Source organism: Pseudomonas sp. 58(2021) (assembly GCF_017491585.1).
GTDB lineage: Bacteria > Pseudomonadota > Gammaproteobacteria > Pseudomonadales > Pseudomonadaceae > Aquipseudomonas > Aquipseudomonas fluorescens_BT.
Window position 1 is genome coordinate 1 of the sequence record NZ_JAFGYZ010000037.1, and the last position, 20,932, is coordinate 20,932.

16 protein-coding genes are annotated in these 20,932 nt (G+C 61.8%); 7 read left to right on the forward strand and 9 right to left on the reverse strand.

The genetic code is table 11. The features are described 5' to 3' along the window. The first annotated feature begins 422 nt into the window (after positions 1 to 422). From J5M72_RS27875 to J5M72_RS27905, 7 genes are all read left to right on the forward strand, one after another. Positions 423 to 1,583 carry an efflux RND transporter periplasmic adaptor subunit gene (locus J5M72_RS27875; protein ID WP_169431846.1) on the forward strand — a complete coding sequence of 387 codons (1,161 nt, stop codon included), beginning with the start codon at positions 423 to 425 and terminating at the stop codon, positions 1,581 to 1,583. Beyond that, on the forward strand, positions 1,580 to 4,681 hold the full coding sequence (locus J5M72_RS27880; RefSeq protein WP_207868162.1) for a multidrug efflux RND transporter permease subunit: 3,102 nt from the start codon (positions 1,580 to 1,582) through the stop codon (positions 4,679 to 4,681). The genes J5M72_RS27875 and J5M72_RS27880 overlap by 4 nt, the downstream gene beginning before the upstream one ends. Before the next feature lie 8 nt (positions 4,682 to 4,689). Beyond that, positions 4,690 to 5,367 carry a heavy metal response regulator transcription factor gene (locus J5M72_RS27885; RefSeq protein ID WP_003228008.1) on the forward strand — a complete coding sequence of 226 codons (678 nt, stop codon included), beginning with the start codon at positions 4,690 to 4,692 and terminating at the stop codon, positions 5,365 to 5,367. Continuing rightward, complete coding sequence (locus J5M72_RS27890) at positions 5,357 to 6,721, forward strand: heavy metal sensor histidine kinase (RefSeq protein WP_207868164.1); 1,365 nt, start codon at positions 5,357 to 5,359, stop codon at positions 6,719 to 6,721. Before J5M72_RS27885 ends, J5M72_RS27890 begins: the two co-directional genes overlap by 11 nt. Before the next feature lie 310 nt (positions 6,722 to 7,031). Continuing rightward, on the forward strand, positions 7,032 to 7,253 hold the full coding sequence (locus J5M72_RS27895; protein ID WP_207868166.1) for a hypothetical protein: 222 nt from the start codon (positions 7,032 to 7,034) through the stop codon (positions 7,251 to 7,253). Between the two features lie 196 nt (positions 7,254 to 7,449). After that, on the forward strand, positions 7,450 to 8,766 hold the full coding sequence (locus tag J5M72_RS27900) for an OprD family porin (protein ID WP_207868168.1): 1,317 nt from the start codon (positions 7,450 to 7,452) through the stop codon (positions 8,764 to 8,766). 112 nt (positions 8,767 to 8,878) lie between these two features. Continuing rightward, positions 8,879 to 10,387 carry a sensor domain-containing diguanylate cyclase gene (locus tag J5M72_RS27905; protein ID WP_169431851.1) on the forward strand — a complete coding sequence of 503 codons (1,509 nt, stop codon included), beginning with the start codon at positions 8,879 to 8,881 and terminating at the stop codon, positions 10,385 to 10,387. Between the two features lie 61 nt (positions 10,388 to 10,448). On the opposite strand, the gene lpxC is transcribed toward J5M72_RS27905, so the two are convergent. The 9 genes from lpxC to murD all read right to left on the reverse strand — a co-directional run bounded on the left by lpxC (position 10,449) and on the right by murD (position 20,927). Next, positions 10,449 to 11,360, reverse strand: a complete 912-nt coding sequence (gene lpxC / locus J5M72_RS27910; protein ID WP_169431852.1) for a UDP-3-O-acyl-N-acetylglucosamine deacetylase — start codon at positions 11,358 to 11,360, stop codon at positions 10,449 to 10,451. A gap of 112 nt (positions 11,361 to 11,472) precedes the next feature. Beyond that, positions 11,473 to 12,669 (reverse strand): cell division protein FtsZ, encoded by a 1,197-nt coding sequence (gene ftsZ / locus J5M72_RS27915; RefSeq protein WP_085709356.1) that lies wholly within the window; start codon positions 12,667 to 12,669, stop codon positions 11,473 to 11,475. Between the two features lie 67 nt (positions 12,670 to 12,736). Beyond that, the gene (ftsA, locus tag J5M72_RS27920; RefSeq protein ID WP_169431853.1) at positions 12,737 to 13,996 is read right to left on the reverse strand and encodes a cell division protein FtsA; all 1,260 of its coding nucleotides are present in this window, start codon (positions 13,994 to 13,996) and stop codon (positions 12,737 to 12,739) included. 15 nt (positions 13,997 to 14,011) lie between these two features. Next, complete coding sequence (locus J5M72_RS27925; protein ID WP_169431854.1) at positions 14,012 to 14,878, reverse strand: cell division protein FtsQ/DivIB; 867 nt, start codon at positions 14,876 to 14,878, stop codon at positions 14,012 to 14,014. A 4-nt stretch (positions 14,879 to 14,882) separates the two neighbouring features. Beyond that, positions 14,883 to 15,857, reverse strand: a complete 975-nt coding sequence (locus J5M72_RS27930) for a D-alanine--D-alanine ligase (RefSeq protein ID WP_169431855.1) — start codon at positions 15,855 to 15,857, stop codon at positions 14,883 to 14,885. After that, entirely contained in the window at positions 15,854 to 17,314 is a 1,461-nt protein-coding gene (murC, locus tag J5M72_RS27935) for a UDP-N-acetylmuramate--L-alanine ligase (RefSeq protein WP_169431856.1), read from the reverse strand. Before murC ends, J5M72_RS27930 begins: the two co-directional genes overlap by 4 nt. Then, a complete protein-coding gene (gene murG / locus J5M72_RS27940; RefSeq protein ID WP_207868170.1) occupies positions 17,307 to 18,377 on the reverse strand; it encodes an undecaprenyldiphospho-muramoylpentapeptide beta-N-acetylglucosaminyltransferase in 1,071 nt (356 codons plus the stop codon). Before murG ends, murC begins: the two co-directional genes overlap by 8 nt. After that, complete coding sequence (ftsW, locus tag J5M72_RS27945) at positions 18,367 to 19,578, reverse strand: putative lipid II flippase FtsW (RefSeq protein ID WP_169432700.1); 1,212 nt, start codon at positions 19,576 to 19,578, stop codon at positions 18,367 to 18,369. Before ftsW ends, murG begins: the two co-directional genes overlap by 11 nt. Before the next feature lie 2 nt (positions 19,579 to 19,580). Then, positions 19,581 to 20,927 carry a UDP-N-acetylmuramoyl-L-alanine--D-glutamate ligase gene (murD, locus tag J5M72_RS27950; RefSeq protein WP_207868172.1) on the reverse strand — a complete coding sequence of 449 codons (1,347 nt, stop codon included), beginning with the start codon at positions 20,925 to 20,927 and terminating at the stop codon, positions 19,581 to 19,583. Between the last annotated feature and the right edge of the window lie 5 nt (positions 20,928 to 20,932).

Below are 20,932 nucleotides of genomic sequence, written 5' to 3' on the forward strand. Positions count from 1 at the left end.
CTGAGTGGAGGGATTTATCCGGGGGTGGGAGCGCAGCGACCGTGCGGCGAAGCCGCATGCATCGAGAGGAGGTGCAGCGAAGCAAACCGTAGGCGATGCCCCCGGATGAATCCCGGAACGAAGGAACGCCGAGCCACAGCGAGGCGCCGAACGCAGGGGCCCAGACCTTTTGGTTCCTTTTGGCTGGGCCGGCATTCCGGGCGTTTGCCAAAAGGGACTCGCCGTAAGGGCGAAACCGCCAGCCGCAACACCCGAAAAAACGGATATACACACAACCCAAAACCAGCATGGTCGGCCCAAAGGCCGCCAAGTCAAAAGCCGAAACTGACAGCGCCGTCAGCCAGCCGTCACCCTCCTGACCCCCAAACAAGTTTATAAAGACAAAACCTGCCCAAACCCCGTCCCCCTGGCGCCCCACAAGCATGCAAATCCAGAAGAAAAAGGCCCTGCTCGCCACCCTGCTGATCGCCCTCGCAGCCGCCGGTCTGTGGTACGCATACAAACCCGCCCCGGCCAAACTCGCGGCCCCCAGCGCCATCCCGGTACGGGTCGTCGCTGTCAGCGAAAAAGACGTCCCCCGCTACACCAGCGGCATCGGCTCGGTGCTCTCGCTGCACAGCGTGGTGGTGCGCCCGCAGATCGACGGCATCCTCACCAAGCTCTTCGTCAAAGAGGGCCAACTGGTGAAACAGGGCGACCTGCTCGCCACCATCGACGACCGCTCGATCCGCGCCAGCCTCGACCAGGCCCGGGCGCAACTGGGCGAAAGCCAGGCGCAACTGCAAGTGGCGCTGGTCAACCTCAAGCGCTACAAACTGCTCAGCGTCGACGACGGCGTGTCCAAGCAGACCTACGACCAGCAACAGGCACTGGTCAACCAGCTCAAGGCCACCGCCCAGGGCAATCAGGCCTCGATTGACGCAGCCCAGGTACAACTTTCCTACACCCAGATTCGCTCCCCGGTCACCGGCCGCGTCGGGATTCGCACAGTCGACGAAGGCAACTTCCTGCGCATGACCGACACCCAGGGTCTGTTCACCGTGACCCAGATCGACCCGATCGCCGTCGAGTTTTCCCTGCCCCAACAAATGCTGCCGACCCTGCAAGGCCTGATCAGCGATCCGCAGCGCGCACAGGTCAAGGCTTACATCGGCGCCGACACCGACGGCGAAACCGGCAACCTGCTCGGCGAAGGTCACCTGACCCTGATCGACAACCAGATCAACGCCAACACCGGCACCATCCGCGCCAAGGCCGAATTCGACAACCCCAACCAGAAACTCTGGCCGGGCCTGCTGGTAACGGTAAAGATTCAGACGGCACTGGATAAAAATGCGCTGGTGGTCCCGCCCACCGTCGTACAGCGGGGCCTCGATCAACACTTCGTGTACCGGGTCAACGGCGACAAGGTTGAAGCGGTGCAGGTGCAGATGGTTTATCAAGGCAGCGGCCAGGACATCATCAAGGGCGTGAAGCCTGGCGACGTATTGGTCAGCGATGGCCAGTCGCGGCTCAAGCCCGGTTCGACCGTGCAGGTCATGAGCGAACCGCCGCAGGTGGTGCAAGCGGAGCCCAAGCCATGAAGCAGCACAAAGGCGTTTCGACCTGGTGCATCGATCACCCGGTGGCGACGATTCTGCTGACCATCGCGCTGGTGCTGGTCGGGGTGATTGCCTTCCCGCGCTTGCCGATTGCCCCGCTGCCGGAAGCGGAATTTCCGACGATCCAGGTCTCCGCCCAACTGCCCGGCGCCAGCCCCGACACCATGGCTTCGTCCGTGGCCACGCCGCTGGAGGTGCAATTCAGCGCCATCCCCGGCATGACCCAGATGACCTCCAGCAGTGCGCTGGGCTCCAGCCTGCTGACCCTGCAATTCACCCTCGACAAGAGCATCGACACCGCCGCCCAGGAAGTGCAGGCCGCGATCAACACCGCCGCCGGCAAACTGCCGAAAGACATGCCGACCCTGCCGACCTGGAAGAAGGTCAACCCGGCCGACAGCCCGGTGCTGATCCTCAGCGTCAGCTCCACGCAAATGCCCGGCACCGAACTCAGCGACCTGGTGGAAACCCTGCTCGCCCGTCAGATCAGTCAGATCGACGGCGTAGGCCAGATCAACATCACCGGTCAGCAACGTCCGGCAATCCGTGTTCAAGCTTCGGCGGACAAACTGGCGGCCATCGGCCTGACCCTCGCCGACATTCGTGTGGCGATCCAGCAGACCAGCCTCAACCTCGCCAAGGGTGCGTTGTACGGCGACTCGAGCATTTCCACGCTGTCGACCAACGACCAGTTGTTCCACCCCGAGGAATACAGCCAGCTCATCGTTTCCTACAAGGATGGCGCCCCGGTTCACCTCAAGGATGTCGCCAAAGTCGTCAACGGTTCGGAAGATGCCTACGTGCAAGCCTGGGCCGGCGATCAACCGGGAGTGAACCTGGTGATCTCCCGCCAGCCGGGGGCCAACATTGTCGAGACCGTGGACCGCATTCAAGCCGCCCTGCCCGGCCTCGAAGCCATGCTGCCGGCCTCGGTGCAAGTCAAAACCCTGATCGATCGCACCCAGACCATCCGCGCCTCGCTGCACGAAGTGGAAATCACTTTGCTGATCGCGATCCTGCTGGTGGTGGCGGTGATGGCGCTGTTCCTGCGCCAGTTGTCGGCGACGATGATTGTCTCGGCGGTGCTCGGCGTGTCGCTGACCGCCAGCTTCGCACTGATGTATTTGCTCGGTTTCAGCCTGAACAACCTGACACTTGTTGCCATCGTGGTGGCGGTGGGCTTCGTGGTCGACGATGCCATCGTGGTCGTGGAAAACATTCACCGCCATCTGGAGGCCGGCGACAGCATGCGTGACGCCGCGATCAAGGGCGCCGGCGAGATCGGTTTCACCGTGGTGTCGATCAGTTTCTCGCTGGTGGCAGCGTTCATTCCGCTGCTGTTCATGGGCGGTGTGGTCGGGCGTCTGTTCAAGGAGTTCGCCCTGACGGCCACCTCGACCATCATGATTTCCGTGGTGGTGTCGCTGACCCTCGCGCCGACGCTTGCCGCGCTGTTCATGCGTAAACCGGTGCATCACGCCCATGACAAACCGGGCTTCAGCGAACGGCTGCTCGGCTGGTACGAAAACGGCCTGCGCCGCGCCCTCGCCCACCAGAAACTGATGATCGGCGTGTTCGGTATCTCTGTTGCGCTGGCGATTGGCGGCTACGTGTTTATCCCCAAGGGTTTCTTCCCGGTGCAGGACACCGGTTTCGTCCTCGGCACCACCGAAGCCGCCGCCGATATCTCCTACAGCGACATGGTGAAAAAACACCTGGCGATGGCCGAAATCGTCGCCGCCGACCCGGCTGTCCAGGCGTTTTCCCACTCGGTGGGCGTGTCCGGCAGCAACCAGACCATCGCCAACGGTCGCTTCTGGATCGCCCTGAAAAAACGCGGTGACCGCGATGTTTCGGCCAGCCAGTTCATCGACCGCATTCGTCCGCAACTGATGAAAGTCCCCGGCATCGTGCTTTACCTGCGCGCCGGCCAGGACATCAACCTCAGCTCCGGCCCGAGCCGTGCGCAGTATCAATATGTGCTCAAGAGCAACGACGGGCCGACCCTCGCCACCTGGACCCAGAAACTCACCGAGAAGCTGCGCAGCATCCCGGCGTTCCGTGACATTTCCAACGACCTGCAACTGGGCGGCAGCATCACCCACATCAGCATCGACCGCAGCGCCGCCGCGCGTTTCGGCCTGACGGCGAGTGATGTCGACGAGGCGCTGTACGACGCCTTCGGCCAGCGGCAGATCAACGAGTTCCAGACCCAGGTCAACCAGTACAACGTGATCCTGGAACTGGACACCAAACAGCGCGGCAAGGCCGAAAGCCTCAACTATTTCTACCTGCGCTCACCGCTGAGCGGAGAAATGGTGCCACTGTCGGCGCTGGCCCGATTCGACGCGCCGACCATCGGCCCACTGTCGATTGCTCACGACGGCATGTTCCCGGCCGCCAACCTGTCCTTCAACCTTGCGCCCGGCGTTGCGTTGGGCGATGCGGTGATTTTGCTCAATCAGGCCAAGGCCGAGATCGGCATGCCGACCGCCATCAGCGGCAACTTCCAGGGTGCGGCCCAGGCGTTCCAGAGTTCGCTGAAAAGTCAGCCGTGGTTGATTCTCGCGGCGCTGGTAGCGGTGTACATCATCCTTGGTGTGCTCTATGAAAGCTTCGTCCATCCGCTGACGATCATCTCGACCTTGCCGGCAGCGGGTCTGGGCGCGGTGATCATGCTGTGGATCTGCGGCCAGGACTTTTCGATCATGGCGCTGATCGGGCTGGTGCTGCTGATCGGTATCGTCAAGAAAAACGGCATCCTGATGATCGACTTCGCCCTGGAAGCGCAGCGCCATCGCGGGCTGTCGCCGCAGGATGCGATTTTCGAAGCGTGTATCACGCGGTTCAGGCCGATCATCATGACCACCCTCGCCGCCCTGCTCGGCGCCCTGCCGCTGATGCTCGGTTACGGCACCGGCGCCGAACTGCGCCAGCCATTGGGGATCGCGGTGGTGGGTGGCCTGCTGGTCAGCCAGATGCTGACGCTGTTCACCACGCCGGTCATATACTTGTGGCTTGAGCGGCTGTTCCACAAGCCCAAACCGGCGCCCGTCGCGGCGCTGGCAACGACAGACTGAGGCGGGTCATGCGCGTTCTGATTATCGAAGACGAAGAGAAAACCGCGGACTATCTGCACCGCGGCCTGACGGAACAGGGTTACACCGTGGATCTGGCCCGCGACGGCGTCGAGGGCCTGCATCTGGCGCTGGAAAGCGACTACGCGGTGATCGTCCTCGACGTGATGCTGCCGGGCCTCGACGGCTTTGGCGTACTGCGCGCGCTGCGTGCGCGCAAGCAGACGCCGGTGATCATGCTCACCGCCCGCGAGCGGGTCGAAGACCGGATCCGGGGTTTGCGTGACGGCGCCGACGATTACCTCGGCAAACCGTTTTCCTTCCTTGAACTGGTGGCGCGCCTGCAAGCGCTGACCCGCCGCAGCGGCGGCCACGAGCCGGTGCAGGTGAGCATCGCCGACCTGTGGATCGATCTGATCAGCCGCAAGGCCACCCGCGCCGGCACGCGCCTGGACCTGACCGCCAAGGAGTTTTCGCTGCTCAGCGTACTGGCCCGGCGTCAGGGCGAAATCCTCTCGAAAACCGCGATTGCGGAAATGGTCTGGGACATCAATTTCGACAGCGACGCCAACGTCGTCGAAGTCGCGATCAAACGTCTGCGCGCCAAGCTCGACGGGCCGTTCGACGAAAAGCTGCTGCACACCATCCGGGGCATGGGTTATGTGCTGGAGAGCCGTGGTGTCCAGTAACTCCATTGCCCTGCGCCTGAGCGGAATGTTCACGCTGGTGGCGCTGCTGGTGTTCCTGTTGATTGGCGGCGCGCTGTATCAACAAGTGGACAAAGGCCTGGGTCTGCTGCCGGAAGCGGAACTCGATGCGCGTTACAGCGTGCTCGAATCGGCGCTCAACCGCTATGGCACCCCCGAGCATTGGGTGAAGATCAACGCCAAACTCAAGCTGCTCGGCGAAGAAGACAAACGCATTCGTTTCTGGGTAGTCAGCGGCGATCCGGGCTACGAGTTCGGCGAACCGGATGCCTTGATCCGCACCTTTGCCCAAGGAGCGCCCGGCATGCACGACCTGCAACTGCCCGGCCATCCCTATCCGCTGAAAGTGCTGCTCACCGAACTGCCGGCCAGGGATCAGCGCCCGCCGCTGCGCTTCATGATCGGCATCGATACCGAGACCGTTCACCAGACCCAGCATCAGTTGCTGATCGCGCTGGTGAGTCTGGCGGTGATCGGCGTGCTGCTGGCCTCGGCATTGGGTTACTGGGTGGCACGAATCGGCCTCAAACCGCTGATCAAACTGTCCCACGAAGCCCAGCGTCTGGCGCCGCCGTTGCGGGCCGGGCGTCTGCGTCTGTCGCCGTTGCCACCGGAACTGGAGCAGTTCGTCGACTCGTTCAACTCGACGCTGGAGCGGGTCGAACAGGCCTATTCACGACTGGAATCCTTCAACGCCGACGTGGCCCATGAGCTGCGCTCGCCGCTGACCAATCTGATCGGCCAGACCCAGGTCGCCCTCACTCGCGGGCGCTCCGCCGAGCATTATTTCGAAGTGCTGCAATCCAACCTCGAAGAGCTGGAACGCCTGCGCTCGATCATCAATGACATGCTGTTTCTGGCCAGCGCCGATCAGGGCAGCAAGGCCACCAAGCTGACCTCGACCTCCCTGGCCGATGAAGTGGCGACTACCCTCGAATACCTCGACTTCATCCTCGAAGATGCACAGGTTCAGGTCCATGTGAGTGGCGACGCACAGGTGCAGATCGAGATCGCCCATCTGCGCCGGGCGTTGATCAATCTGCTGAGTAACGCGGTGCAACACACCGCGCCGGGACAGGTGATCGAAGTGCAGATCGCGGTCGAGGAACATCAGGTCAGCATCGGCGTGGCCAACCCCGGTGCGCCGATTGCCAGCGAGCATTTGCCGCGCCTGTTCGAGCGCTTTTACCGGGTCGACGCTTCGCGCAGTAACAGCGGTAATAACCATGGGCTAGGGCTGGCGATCGTCAAGGCGATTGCGCTGATGCATGGTGGGGATGTGTTTGTGCGCAGTGATCGCGGGATGAACACTTTCGGGATTCATTTGCCGGTCTGAAAAGCCCCCTCAGCCTAACCCACCCGAAACGTCGGACCGCCCCGAGGGAGAGGGGACTGACCGAGTTGTTCTTTCGAGTTACGCCGACCTGAAAAATCCAGTCGAACTCAGATTCTGAAAAGTCCCCAATCGGCTCCCTTTCCCCCTCGCCCCCCTGGGGGAGAGGGTTGGGCGGGCGGCGTTCCGATGAGGGGGTGACTTTTGCTTTTGCTGTAACAGTCATTTATGAAAATCACGCTGTTTCCCGACGCCCGGCAACCTTATCTTTGCCCGCACCAAACAGCACTTGCCAAGCAAGAAGGTTTTCAAGATGTCGAACAGTATGGGTATTGCCAGCGCTTTCGTTTTGTCCTCATTGATCCTGTCGCCGATGGCGATGGCTGAAGAATCGCAGTCGTTCGTAGCGCACAATGCCGCTCGCGCCCTGGCATTCGAACAGTATCAGGCAGAAGTGATGGCCAAGGCTCAAGACGCCACGCAAGCCCCTCAGGCCGCAACTTCCCGGACTCAGGCAGCCGAGAAAGACAGCTGAGTCGCGCAACGTTAAACGTTTCCCTCGACGCGGTTGTTTGGCTCTTCCCGTTCAACCGTCGTCTTTCCAGGCCACTGATTTTCAGTGGCCTTTTTTCGTTGTGGTGTGAAAGCGGTCCGGTGCGTCTCTTACCATTAGAAACACCCCGCACCTCAAGACATTGAAGTGCCAGTTGACCCAAGGAGCTTTACCGCAAGTGCGTTACCCAGTCCGCTTTACCCCGCTGTTCATTGCAATCGCCGCAACGATTGCTCCTGCCGCCCACGCCGCTGAAGCCGATAAGGAAGGTTTTGTCGAAGGCTCGAGCCTCAACCTCAACGCCCGCAACTACTACATGAATCGCAACCGCCTACAGAAAGCGGACGACAACATCGAGTGGGGCCAGGGTTTCCTCGGCAAATTCCAGTCCGGTTACACCGAAGGCACGGTCGGCTTCGGCATCGATGCCCACGCCATGCTCGGGCTGAAACTCGACGGTGGTGGCGGTACGGACAACTCCAGCATCCTGCCGGTCAGCGATGGCAACGGCAAAGCGCCGGGCTCGTTCTCCACCGCGGGCGGTACGTTGAAAATGCGTGCATTCGATACCGAACTGAAGGCCGGCGACCTGTTCCTCACCAACCCGGTGATCGCCGGCGGTGAAAGCCGCATGCTGGCGCAGACTTTTCGCGGTGTCAGCCTGACCAACCACAGCTTCGACGGCTGGATGATCGAAGGTGGCCAGGCGAGCTTCACCAAGCCGTACAACCAGAGCGGCCACAAACGCATCGGCACCTCGTACGGCACCCTCGCCGAGGGCGATAAAAGCCAGCACCTGAACTGGGCCGGCGTGTCCTGGAGCGGCGTCGAAGGCCTGACCAGCAACCTGTATGCCGCCGAGCTGAAGGACATCTGGGACCAGTACTACTACGACCTCGACTACACCTGGGCGCTGAACGATCGGGTGACCCTCAACCCGGGCCTGCACTTCTATCACACCCAGGACACCGGCGAGGCGCTGCTGGGCAACATCGACAACAACACCTACAGCCTGCATTTCACCGTCGGCATCGGCAGCCACAGCGTCACCGCCGCGTACCAGCGGGTCAACGGCAACACGCCATTCGACTACATCAGCCAGGGCGACAGCATCTACCTCGACAACTCCCAGCAATACTCCGACTTCAACGGCCCGAACGAGCGCTCGTGGAAACTCAAGTACGCCTACGACTTCGCAGGTGTCGGCTTGCCGGGCCTGACTTCGGCGGTGTCCTACTCGCGCGGTACGCTGGACCTGACCAAGGTCGATCCGGACAGCAAGGGCTACGCCTCGTGGTACAGCGCTGAAGGCCGCAACGCCAAGCACTGGGAACGCGACATCGACCTCAAATACGTGGTGCAGAGCGGCCAGGCCAAAGACCTCGCCGTGCGCCTGCAATGGGCCACCAACCGCGGCAGCAACGGTTACGGCGCGCTGGACACTGACACCGATGAATACCGAGTGATCATCGACTACCCGATCAACGTCTTCTAAGATCGGCGCTACAGTAGAGAGGCCAGCCTTATGCGCTGGCCTTTTTCTTGCGTGTGCGGCAGCGACGTTTGTACAACTACGCTTATAAGACTCTTCAACCGATAACCCAACCATGATCGCGAGCCGCACCCCACCCGCTACGGGCAAGACCGGACGTCCGGAGCTGCTGCTGATCTTCGGCAGTTTGCTGAGCGTCATCGCGATTGTGTGCATCGTCACCTTTCTGCTGATTCGCGAGCGCGCCAACGCCCAGGAATCGGCGACTCGCAGCGCCACCACCATCGCCCAACTGATCGACGCCGATGTGCTGCGCACCGTCGAACTGTACGACCTGACCCTGCAAGGATTGATCGCCGCCGCCCAGCGCGACGACCTGAAAAACGTGTCGCCGCAGATCCGCCACCTGGCGCTGTTCGACCGCTCCACTACCGCGCGCTTCAAGGGTGACATCCTGCTTCTCGACAAGCATGGCGAGGTCATCGCCGACTCTTCGCGGATCGAACCGCTGCCGGGCAACTTCGCCGACCGCGACTACTTCCTCGCCCACGCCTTCAACCGCGACGCCGGCATGTTCATCAGCCGCCCGTTCAAGCCGCGTTGCGACTGCGACGACGCCAACCAGTGGCGTATCAGTTTCAGCCGACGTATCTCTTCGGACACCGGCGAATTCCTCGGCGTAGCGGTGGCGTCAATGAAGCTCGATTATTTCGACCAGTTGTTCAACAGCCTCGACATCGGCGTCGACAGCACCCTGAACATCATCAACAACGACGGCATCCTGCTGGCCCAGAAGCCTTATCTGCAAAGTGATTCGATCGGCAAGAGCTTCGCCGCCCGTCCCAATGTTGTGAGGATTCTGCGCGATCGCAGCGGCAATGGCAGTTTCAATAGCATTTCGAGCATGGATCATCAGCAACGGCTGTACACCTACTCCCAGGTCGGCAACCTGCCGCTGACAGTGATCGTGGCGCTATCGAGTGAGGAAGTGTTCGGGGCGTGGAAGCGCACGGCAATTCTGATCAGTGGCGCCACCGGTGTGCTCTGCCTCGGACTGCTGTGGCTGACCTGGCTGCTGGTCAGAGAACTGCGTCTGCGCCAGCGCGCCGAACATGAGCTGGCCCAACTGGCGGCCACCGATGCTCTGACGGGGGTCGCCAACCGGCGCATGCTCGACCAGTCGTTGCGTCACGAATGGTTTCGTGCGCAGCGCTCGGGCAAATCCTTGTCACTGCTGATGATCGACGCCGATCACTTCAAGGCATTCAACGACCGGCATGGCCATCAGGCCGGGGATCAGGCCCTTCGTGAACTGGCCAAGGTCATTACCGCGAATGTGCGACGCCCGACGGATCTGGTGGCGCGCTACGGCGGTGAAGAGTTCTCGGTGATCCTGGCAGAGACCGATAGCGCAGGCGCGCGACAGATTGCCGAGCATGTGCGGGCTGGCGTTGAGCAATTACCGCGTATGGAGGGCGATGAAATGCCGATGACAGTGAGCATCGGTATCAGCACCTGGACGGTAGCGAGTGAAATCAGTCTGGAACAACTGTTGTTCGCGGCGGACCGGGCGCTGTATCAGGCCAAGGAAGGAGGCCGGAACCGGGTGGTGCTGGCGTCCTGAACACAGGCAAAAAAAAAGGCCACCCAAAGGTGGCCTTCAAAAAACTAGAGAGGTTTTTTACTTACACTGCCGCAACCGGGCGCATGTAAGAGATCGGTGCAGTGCTGGCGTCTTCGAACGTCACGACTTCCCAGGCGTCTTTCTGCTCAATCAGTTTGCGCAGAAGCTGGTTGTTCAGTGCGTGGCCGGACTTGAAGCCCTTGAACTCACCAATCAGGCTGTTGCCCAGCAGGTACAGGTCGCCAATTGCATCGAGGATCTTGTGCTTCACGAATTCGTCTTCGTAGCGAAGGCCGTCTTCGTTCAGTACGCCATCGGCATCGACCACGATTGCGTTTTCAACGCTGCCGCCGAGTGCGAGATTGTGCTTGCGCAGGTACTCGATGTCACTCATGAAACCGAAAGTACGGGCGCGGCTGACTTCTTTTACGAACGAAGTGCTGGAAAAATCCACGCTTGCACTTTGGGTGCGGTTCCGGAATACCGGGTGATCGAAATCGATCTCGAAGCTCACCTTGAATCCGTCGAAAGGGACGAAAGTGGCGCGCTTGTCGCCGTCTTCCACTGTCACTTCACGCAGGATGCGGATGAATTTCTTGGCGGCGTCCTGTTCTTCCAGGCCTGCCGATTGAATCAGGAATACGAAAGGTCCTGCGCTACCGTCCATGATCGGGACTTCGGACGCGGAGAGCTCGACGTAGGCGTTATCGATGCCCAGGCCAGCCATGGCCGAGAGCAAGTGCTCTACCGTGTCCACTTTGACGTCGCCATTGATCAGCGTCGTCGACATAGTGGTTTCACCGACGTTTTCCGCGCGGGCAGGAATCTGCACCACAGGGTCGAGGTCAGCGCGACAAAACACAATGCCAGTGTCGACAGGCGCAGGCTTGAGGGTCAGGTAGACCTTCTCCCCGGAGTGCAGGCCTACACCTGTGGCACGGATAATATTTTTCAGTGTGCGTTGTTTAATCATGGCTTGGGCCGCTTCAGCGCAAATTGCGAACTGGTATCAACAAAGGCTGGCGATAATAGCAGACCGAGCCTTTGCTGAACACCAATCACCTTCATAGCCCTGATACATTCCATCAATCAGCCTGACGACGCAGGAAAGCCGGGATGTCCAGGTAGTCCAGGTCATCTTGCGGATTCATCTTCGCGGCAGTCGCAGCACCGGCCTGAGCCTGGTTGCGCATGACGGTCGGACGGTCCAGGTCACGGTAGTTCACAGCAGGTTGTTCCTGACGCGCAGGGGCCTGTTGTTGCACCGGAGCGGAAGCCATGGTGGTGTGAACGGTGTTGTCGATGACCTTCACAGGCTTCTCGATTTTCGCGCCCAGACCCGTGGCAACCACAGTCACGTGCAACTCGTCACGCATGTCCGGATCGATAACGGTACCGACCTTGACCATCGCGTGCTCGGAAGCGAAGGCTTCGATGATCGAACCCACGTCGGAGTACTCACCCAGGGACAGGTCAGGACCGGCAGTGATGTTCACCAGGATGCCGCGTGCGCCTTGCAGGTTCACGTCTTCCAGCAGCGGGTTGCGGATGGCCGCTTCGGTGGCTTCACGTGCACGGTTCGGACCGCTGGCGCAGCCAGTGCCCATCATCGCCATGCCCATTTCGCTCATCACGGTGCGTACGTCGGCGAAGTCGACGTTGATCATGCCCGGACGCTTGATGATGTCGGAGATACCGCGAACGGCACCGGCCAGTACATCGTCAGCCTTGGCGAAAGCCGACAGCAGGCTGGCGTCTTTGCCGAGGATGGTCAGCAGTTTTTCGTTCGGAATGGTGATCAGCGAGTCGACGCTTTCCGAAAGCATGCGGATGCCTTCGTCGGCGATCTGCATACGCTTGCGGCCTTCGAACGGGAACGGACGGGTCACGACCGCAACGGTCAGGATGCCCATTTCCTTGGCCACTTCGGCGATGATCGGCGCCGCACCGGTACCGGTACCGCCGCCCATGCCGGTGGTGATGAACACCATGTTGGTGCCCGCCAGCACTTCAGCGATGCGCTCACGATCTTCCAGCGCAGCCTGACGGCCGACTTCCGGGTTGGCGCCGGCACCCAGGCCTTTGGTTACGCCGGTGCCCAGTTGCAGAATGGTGCGCGCGCCGATGTTTTTCAGCGCTTGAGCATCGGTGTTGGCGCAGATGAACTCGACGCCTTCGATGTTGCTCTTGACCATGTGGTTGACAGCGTTGCCGCCGCCACCGCCAACACCGATAACTTTGATTACCGGGCTTGCGGGGATGTTGTCTACGAGTTCGAACATTTTCCCTCTCCTTACATTCTCTAGTTTTTTCGCCTACTGCTGTTTGTTGCGGTGCTGCGGTAAAGCTTTAGAAGTTGCCTTGAACCCACTTCTTCAAACGGTCCAGCAACGGCGCCTGCGGCTCCTCGTTGCTGTAGCTGTCGCGGCTGCCGATGCCCGAGAACGAGATCCCGTCGGACTGCTTCTGCAGGCCGTACATCAACAAGCCAACGCCAGTGGAATAAATCGGGTTGCGCACCACGTCATCCAGGCCCTTCACGCCGTGCGGTACACCGAGGCGTACCGGCATGTGGAAGATTTCCTCGGCCAGTTCGGTGGCGCCTTCCATTTTCGAGGTACCGCCGGTCAGCACGATGCCGGCCGGGATCAGGTCTTCATAGCCGCTGCGACGCAGCTCGGCCTGGATCAGGGTGAACAGCTCGTCGTAACGCGGCTCGACCACTTCAGCCAGGGCCTGACGGGACAGTTCGCGCGGCGGACGGTCGCCGACGCTCGGCACCTTGATGGTTTCGCCGGCACCGGCCAGTTTGGCCAGAGCGCAGGCGTAACGGATCTTGATCTCTTCGGCGTACTGGGTCGGGGTGCGCAACGCCATGGCGATGTCGTTGGTCACCTGATCGCCGGCAATCGGGATCACGGCCGTGTGGCGGATGGCGCCTTCGGTGAAGATCGCGATGTCGGTAGTGCCGCCGCCGATGTCGACCAGGCACACGCCCAGTTCTTTTTCGTCGTCGGTCAGGACCGAGTAGGCCGAAGCCAGTTGCTCGAGAATGATGTCGTCGATTTCCAGACCGCAGCGACGCACGCATTTTTCAATGTTCTGCGCAGCGTTGACGGCACAGGTCACCACGTGAACCTTGGCTTCCAGACGCACGCCGGACATGCCCAGCGGCTCGCGCACGCCTTCCTGGTTATCGATCACGTAGTCCTGCGGCAAGGTATGCAGCACACGCTGGTCAGCCGGGATCGCCACTGCCTGGGCAGCGTCGAGTACGCGCTCCAGGTCAGCGGAGCTGACTTCGCGGTCGCGGATCGCCACGATGCCGTGGGAGTTCAGGCTGCGGATGTGATTGCCCGCCACGCCGACGAACGCCGAGTGAATGCGGCAACCCGCCATCAGTTGGGCTTCCTCGATCGCGCGCTGGATCGATTGCACGGTGGACTCGATGTTCACCACCACGCCTTTCTTCAGGCCGCGGGACGGATGAGTGCCGATCCCGACGATTTCCAGCGAGCCGTCGTCCGCAACCTCGCCGACCAGCGCCACCACCTTGGAGGTGCCGATATCGAGACCGACGATCATTTTGCCGCTTTGCACGTTTGCCATGGGTCCTGCCTCTTCTTAATTCTTTGCGACAGCGGGTTGGGCTGTCGTCGGCGCTACTGGTTCCCGCCAGCCAACAGCGAGGCCGTTGGCATAGCGCAGATCGATGCGCGCAATGTTCGTAATCTGGTCTTTAAGCGTCTTGTCGTAGATGGCAATGAAGCGGCGCATCTTTTCCACCAGGTTGCCGCGTCCCAGCAGCAACTCGATGCCGGGGCCGGAACTGCCGGCACCGGTGGTCAGGAACCAGCTGCCACGCTCGCGCAGTTCCAGGCGCGCGATCGAGAAGCCCAACGGCCTGAGCATCTGACTCAGCACCTGGTATTGCTGCATCACTTGCTGCTGGGCCCGCTGTGGGCCGAACAGCTGTGGCAGGTGTTCGTAATTCGCCAGTTCCTTGGGCGTGAACGCCTGGCCCTGGTTGTTGAGCAGCGACTCGTCACCCCAACGGGCCACGGGCAGTTGCTCTTCGAGGCGGATCACCACCTGATCCGGCCACACCCGACGGACTTCGGCGTGAGCGATCCAGGGCATCTGTTCCAGCTCCGAGCGCATGCTGGCCAGGTCGATGGTGAAGAAGCTCGACGCCACGTAGGGGGCGATTCGCTGCTGCACCGCCTGCTGGCTGATGTAGCTCAGATCACCCTGCACGGCGATTTTGGTGATCGGCCGGTCGGCATACGGCAGCAAACGCTGCGCGCCTTCGTAAGTGCCGAAACCGAGCGCCACCAGCAGCACCGGCCAGAACAGGCCTTTGAGGAACCCGAAATTGGCTTTCGGCAGGCGCGCGGACATCGGCTCTTTGGCCACCATTCGGCTGGCACCCCGCGGCACCGGCTTGCGGCCGGGAGCGGGTGGCTGATGTCTGAGCTGTGCGCCTTGCATGGTCTTAACCTCGCGCCTCTTTATGGCCATCGGCATCGACACTGGCGGCCAGAATGGCCAGAACCAGCTGCTGGAAATCCAGACCGGCCGCTTTCGCCGCCATCGGTACCAGGCTGTGATCGGTCATGCCGGGAGCCGTGTTGACTTCCAGGAACCAGAATTTTCCGTCGGCGTCCTGCATCACGTCCGCCCTGCCCCAACCGGCGATACCCAGCGCCTCGCAGGCTTGCGCCGTGAGGTCCATGAGTTCTTTTTCCTTGTCGGCATCGAGCCCGCACGGAATCCGATACTGGGTATCGTTGGCGATGTACTTGGCGTCGTAGTCGTAGAACGTGTGCGGCGTACCCAGGGCGATAGGAGGCAACACCTGGTCACGCAGGGTGGCGATGGTGAACTCGGGACCGTGGATCCATTGCTCGACCAACACTTGCGAATCGTAGGTACTGGCCGCTTTCCATGCGTCGATCAACTCGGACGCAGAACTCACTTTGGCCATCCCGATACTTGAACCTTCATGCGCCGGTTTGACGATCAAAGGGAAGCCCAGTTCCGTCGCTGCCGAAATACAATCGGCCTCGCTGCGCAGCACGGCGTGACGCGGCGTCGGAATACCGAGGGTGTGCCAGACCTGCTTGGTACGCAGTTTGTCCATCGCCAGCGCCGAAGCCAGGATGCCGCTGCCGGTGTAGGGAATACCGGCCACTTCGAGCAGGCCCTGCATGCTGCCGTCTTCACCGCCACGACCGTGGAGAATGATGAAGGCGCGGTCGATCTTTTCACTCAACAGACGCTGCAGAATATCGGCGCCGACATCGATCCCGAATGCGTCCACACCGGCGCTTTGCAGCGCAGAGAGCACGGCGTTGCCGGACTTCAGCGAAACTTCACGCTCGGCACTCAGGCCACCGAACAGCACGGCGACACGGCCGAAGTCTTTCGGGGCAATGGTGGAGAACAGGTTGGCGTAGGCAGCAGTCATTTCAACTTCCCCTCGACCGGTGCGGCCACGGCACCGGCGAACAACTCGCTTTTCAACAGTTTCGGTGCAAGACCGCCGATGTCACCGGCGCCCTGGCACAACAGAATGTCGCCGGCACGCAGCAGCGGCTTGACCAGCGGCGCCAGGTCGACACCACGCTCGATGTAGATCGGGTCCAGTTGACCGCGCTGACGGATGCTGTTGCACAGCTTGCGGCTGTCGGCACCCGGGATCGGCTCTTCGCCGGCCGGATAGACTTCCATCAGCAGCAGCACGTTGGCGTCGGCCAGTACATTGACGAAATCGTCGTACAGGTCGCGGGTGCGGCTGTAGCGGTGCGGCTGGTAGACCATCACCAGACGGCGCTCAGGCCAGCCACCGCGTACAGCCTTGATGACGGCCGCGACTTCGGTCGGGTGGTGACCGTAGTCGTCGACCAGCATCACGTTGCCGCCGTCCACCGGCAGTTCGCCGTAGACCTGGAAGCGGCGGCCGACACCCTGGAACCCGGACAGGCCCTGGACGATGGCTTCATCGCTGACGCCTTCGTCGGTAGCGATGCAGATGGTCGCCAGGGAATTGAGCACGTTGTGGTTGCCCGGCATGTTCACGGACACATCCAGCGGCTCGCGATCAGGGCGCAGCACGGTGAAGAAGGTCTGCATGCCTTGTTGGCGCACATTGATGGCGCGCACGTCGGCGTCTTCGCTGAAGCCGTAGGTCATGGTCGGACGTTTCACCTGCGGCAGGATTTCACGCACCACCGGATCGTCCAGGCACATCACCGCCAGACCGTAGAACGGCAGGTTGTGCAGGAACTCGACGAAGGTTTTCTTCAGTTTGTTGAAGTCACCGTCGTAGGTCGCCATGTGGTCGGCGTCGATGTTGGTCACCACAGCCACCAGCGGCTGCAGGTGCAGGAAACTGGCGTCGCTTTCATCGGCCTCGGCGATCAGGTAACGGCTGGTGCCGAGCTGGGCATTGGTGCCCGCGGCGTTCAGACGGCCACCGATGACGAAGGTCGGATCCAGGCCACCGGCCGCAAACACCGAAGCGATCAGGCTGGTGGTGGTGGTCTTGCCGTGGGTACCGGCGACGGCGATGCCGTGGCGGTAGCGCATCAGTTCGGCAAGCATTTCGGCACGCGGTACCACCGGGATGCGGCGTTCCAGTGCGGTCGCCACTTCCGGGTTGGATGTGTTGACGGCGCTCGACACTACCAGCACATCGGCAGCAGCGGCGTTCTCGGCACGGTGGCCGATGAAGATCTGCGCACCGAAGGATTCCAGGCGCTCGGTGACCGGCGAAGCCTTCAGGTCGGAACCGGACACGGCGTAACCCAGGTTCAGCAGCACTTCAGCAATACCGCACATGCCCACACCGCCGATCCCGACGAAGTGGATGCGACGGATGCGGCGCATTTCCGGTTGCGGCATGGCTTTCTGATTCTCAACCATGGGCCACCTCCAGACAGGTATCGACCACGCTGCGGGTGGCTTCGGGTTTCGCCAGACGGCGGGCCGCTCGGGCCATTTCTTCAAGTCGTTGCGGTTGCATCAAGACCTCTGTCAGGCGCGCGGCAAGGTCCGCGGCACCAGTCGTTCTTTGCGGCATCAGGAAGGCAGCGCCTTCGCGGGCCAGATAATCGGCGTTGCGGGTCTGGTGATCGTCGATCGCGTGGGGCAAGGGCACCAGCATCGACGGCAGACCGGCGGCGGCCAGCTCGCTGACGGTCAATGCGCCTGCGCGGCACACCACCAGATCAGCCCAGCCATAGGCCTGAGCCATGTCCTTGATGAAGGGCTGCACCTGCGCGTCCACGCCGACAGCGCGGTAGCGCTCTGCAGTCACTTCATCGTGATTTTTGCCGGCCTGATGAAACACCTCCGGACGCAGGTCGACAGCGACTTGCGACAGGGCTTCAGGCAGCAACTTGTTCAACGGTTCTGCCCCCAGGCTTCCGCCCAGGATCAGCAAACGCGCCTTGCGTCCGGCCAGGGCCGCACGCGGTGTGTCGAGGAACAGCTCGCTGCGTACCGGGTTGCCGGTGGTACGGCGGCTGTCCGACAGGGTAAAGGTGTCGGGGAACGCTTCACACACCCGGGCGGCGAACGGCACCAGCAACCGATTGGCGGTGCCAGCCACAGCGTTCTGCTCGTGAACGATTACCGGCACGCCGGCCAGTTTGGCGGCAATGCCACCAGGACCGGTCACATAACCACCGAAACCAACCACGCACACCGGACGCAGGCGGCGAATGATCGCCCGCGCCTGCCAGACCGATTTCAGCAACATGAACGGTGCCTTGAGCAACGACAGCTTGCCCTTGCCACGCAGGCCAGTGGCGTTGATGCGATGCAATTCGAGGCCGGCGGCCGGCACCAGGTCGTTCTCGATCCCCCGTGGCGTGCCGAGCCAGTGCACGGTGTAACCCCGCGCCTGAAATTCACGGGCGCAGGACAGCGCCGGGAACACGTGGCCACCGGTACCGCCGGCCATGATCAATACGTTAGCGCCCATGGTTCGGCTCCTCGGCGAAGTCGCTCTCATGGAATTCCATCTCTTCACTGCCCAGGTGGGTCCGACTTTCCCACTCGATCCTCAGCAACAGGCCAAGGCAGGCACAGCAGATCACCAGGGAACTGCCGCCATAACTGAGGAACGGCAAGGTCAGGCCCTTGGTCGGCAGCAGGCCGACGTTCACGCCGATGTTGATCAGGAACTGACCGATCCACAGGAACGACAGACCGTAGGCAACATAAGCGGCAAAAAACTGTTTGGCTTTCTCGGCCCACAGACCGATGTACATGCCGCGAATACACACGAACACGAAGAGCGCCACGGTGCACAGCGAACCCACCGCGCCCAGCTCTTCAGCCAGTACCGAAAACACGAAGTCAGTGTGGGCTTCCGGCAGGTAGAACTGCTTCTGCACGCTGTTGCCCAGACCAACGCCCAGCCACTCGCCGCGACCGAAGGCGATCAAGGCCTGGGACAATTGATAACCGGCACCGAACTGGTCCGCCCACGGGTCGGCGAAGTTGGTCAGACGCGCCATCCGGTAGGGTTGCATCTGGATCAGCAACACCACCGCCGCCACCGCCAGCACCACCATCAGCGAGAACCGGAACAGCCCGACCCCGCCAAGGAACAGCATCGCCGCTGCAGCCCCCATCATCACGACGGTGGCACCGAAGTCCGGTTCCATCAGCAGCAGGCCCGCCATCGGCAGCAGGACGATGAACGGCTTGAAGAAGCCCATCCAGCTCTCGCGCACTTCCTTCTGGCGACGCACCAGATAACCGGCGAGGTAAATCACCACGAACACCTTGGCGATTTCGGACGGCTGAACGTTGAAGAAGCTGAAGCCGATCCAGCGCATCGAACCGTTCACCTCACGGCCGATCCCCGGGATGATCACCATCACCAACAGACCGAATGCGCCGATCAGCATCAGCCAGCCCAGACGCTGCCAGGTGGCGATCGGAATCATCATGGTGACGATGCACGCGCCCAGGCCCAGCACCACATAGATCAGGTGACGGGTCATGTAGTAGAGAGCGCTGCCCGATTGCACCGCACCCACCTCGGTCGAGGCCGAGGCGATCATGATCAGCCCCAGGCCGAGCAGCGCCAGGCAACCGGCGAGCATGGGGAAGTCGAGGTCGATCCCACGTCCGGTGATGATCGGCGACGGATACGGCTTGATGATGTTTCGCAGGCTCATGCCAGTTCCTCCACGGCGCGGACGAACTGGTGACCACGGTCTTCGTAATTCTTGAACATGTCGAAACTGGCGCAGGCCGGCGACAGCAGCACCACGTCACCCGGCTGGGCGGCGGCGCGGCATTTCTCGACGGCGTCGATCAGCGTGGTGGCGCGGATCAGCGGCACGGCATCACCGATGGCCTGGCCGATTTTGTCGGAGTCACGGCCCATCAGGATCACGGCGCGGCAATGGGCAGCCGCCGGATCGCGCAGGTCCTTGAATTCGGCACCCTTGCCGTCGCCGCCGGCGATCAGCACGACCTTGCCGCTGATGTCCGCACCCAGGCCTTCGATGGCGGCCAGGGCGGCGCCGACGTTGGTGGCTTTGGAATCGTTGTAGTAACCGACGCCGTCCAGGTCACGCACCCACTGGCAGCGATGTTCGAGGCCGGCGAAGTTGCGCAGGGCCGCTAGCATCGCATCGAACGGCAGGCCGACTGCGTGCCCGAGCGCCAGCGCCGCCAGGGCGTTCGACTGGTTGTGGGCGCCGCGAATCTTCAGTTCACGCACCGGCATCAGGTTCTGGAATTCGAAGGCCAGGTATTTCTCGCCATTCTCTTCGCGCAGACCGAACGCCTTGAAATCCGGCTGGGTGAGGCCGAAGGTCCAGCATGGCTGGCCCTCGCCCATCAGTGGCCGGGTCAGGGCGTCCTGACGGTTGACCACGAACTGTTTCGCGCCACGGAAGATCCGGTGCTTGGCCAGGTGATAGGCCGGCAGGCCGCTGTAGCGGTCCATGTGGTCTTCGCTGATGTTGAGCACGGTCGCCACTTCGGCGTTGAGCTGATCGGTGGTTTCCAGCTGAAAACTCGACAGTTCCATCACGTACAGCTCGACGTCATCGCTGAGCAGATCCAGCGCCGGCGTACCGAGGTTGCCACCCACCGCCACGCGCTTGCCGGCCGCTGCCGCCATTTCACCAACCAGGGTGGTGACAGTGCTTTTCGCGTTGGAACCGCTGATGGCCACGATCGGCGCCTTCGCGTTACGCGCGAACAGCTCGATGTCGCCGGACAACTTCACGCCACGGGCCGCGGCGGCTTGCAGGGCCGGGGTCGCCAGCGCCAGGCCGGGGCTCACGTAGAGCTCGTCGGCACGGCACAGGAACTCGACGTCCAGCTCGCCACAACGCACTTCCACGTGCGGATAGTCACGCTGGAGCGTGGCCAGTTCCGGTGGATTTTCCCGCGTGTCGGCCACGGCAAACGCCACACCCCGGTTCGCCAGGAAGCGAACCAGGGACATGCCGCTCTTGCCGAGGCCGACAACGATGCGGAAGTGGTCAGAAGCGATCAGAGACACTCGTT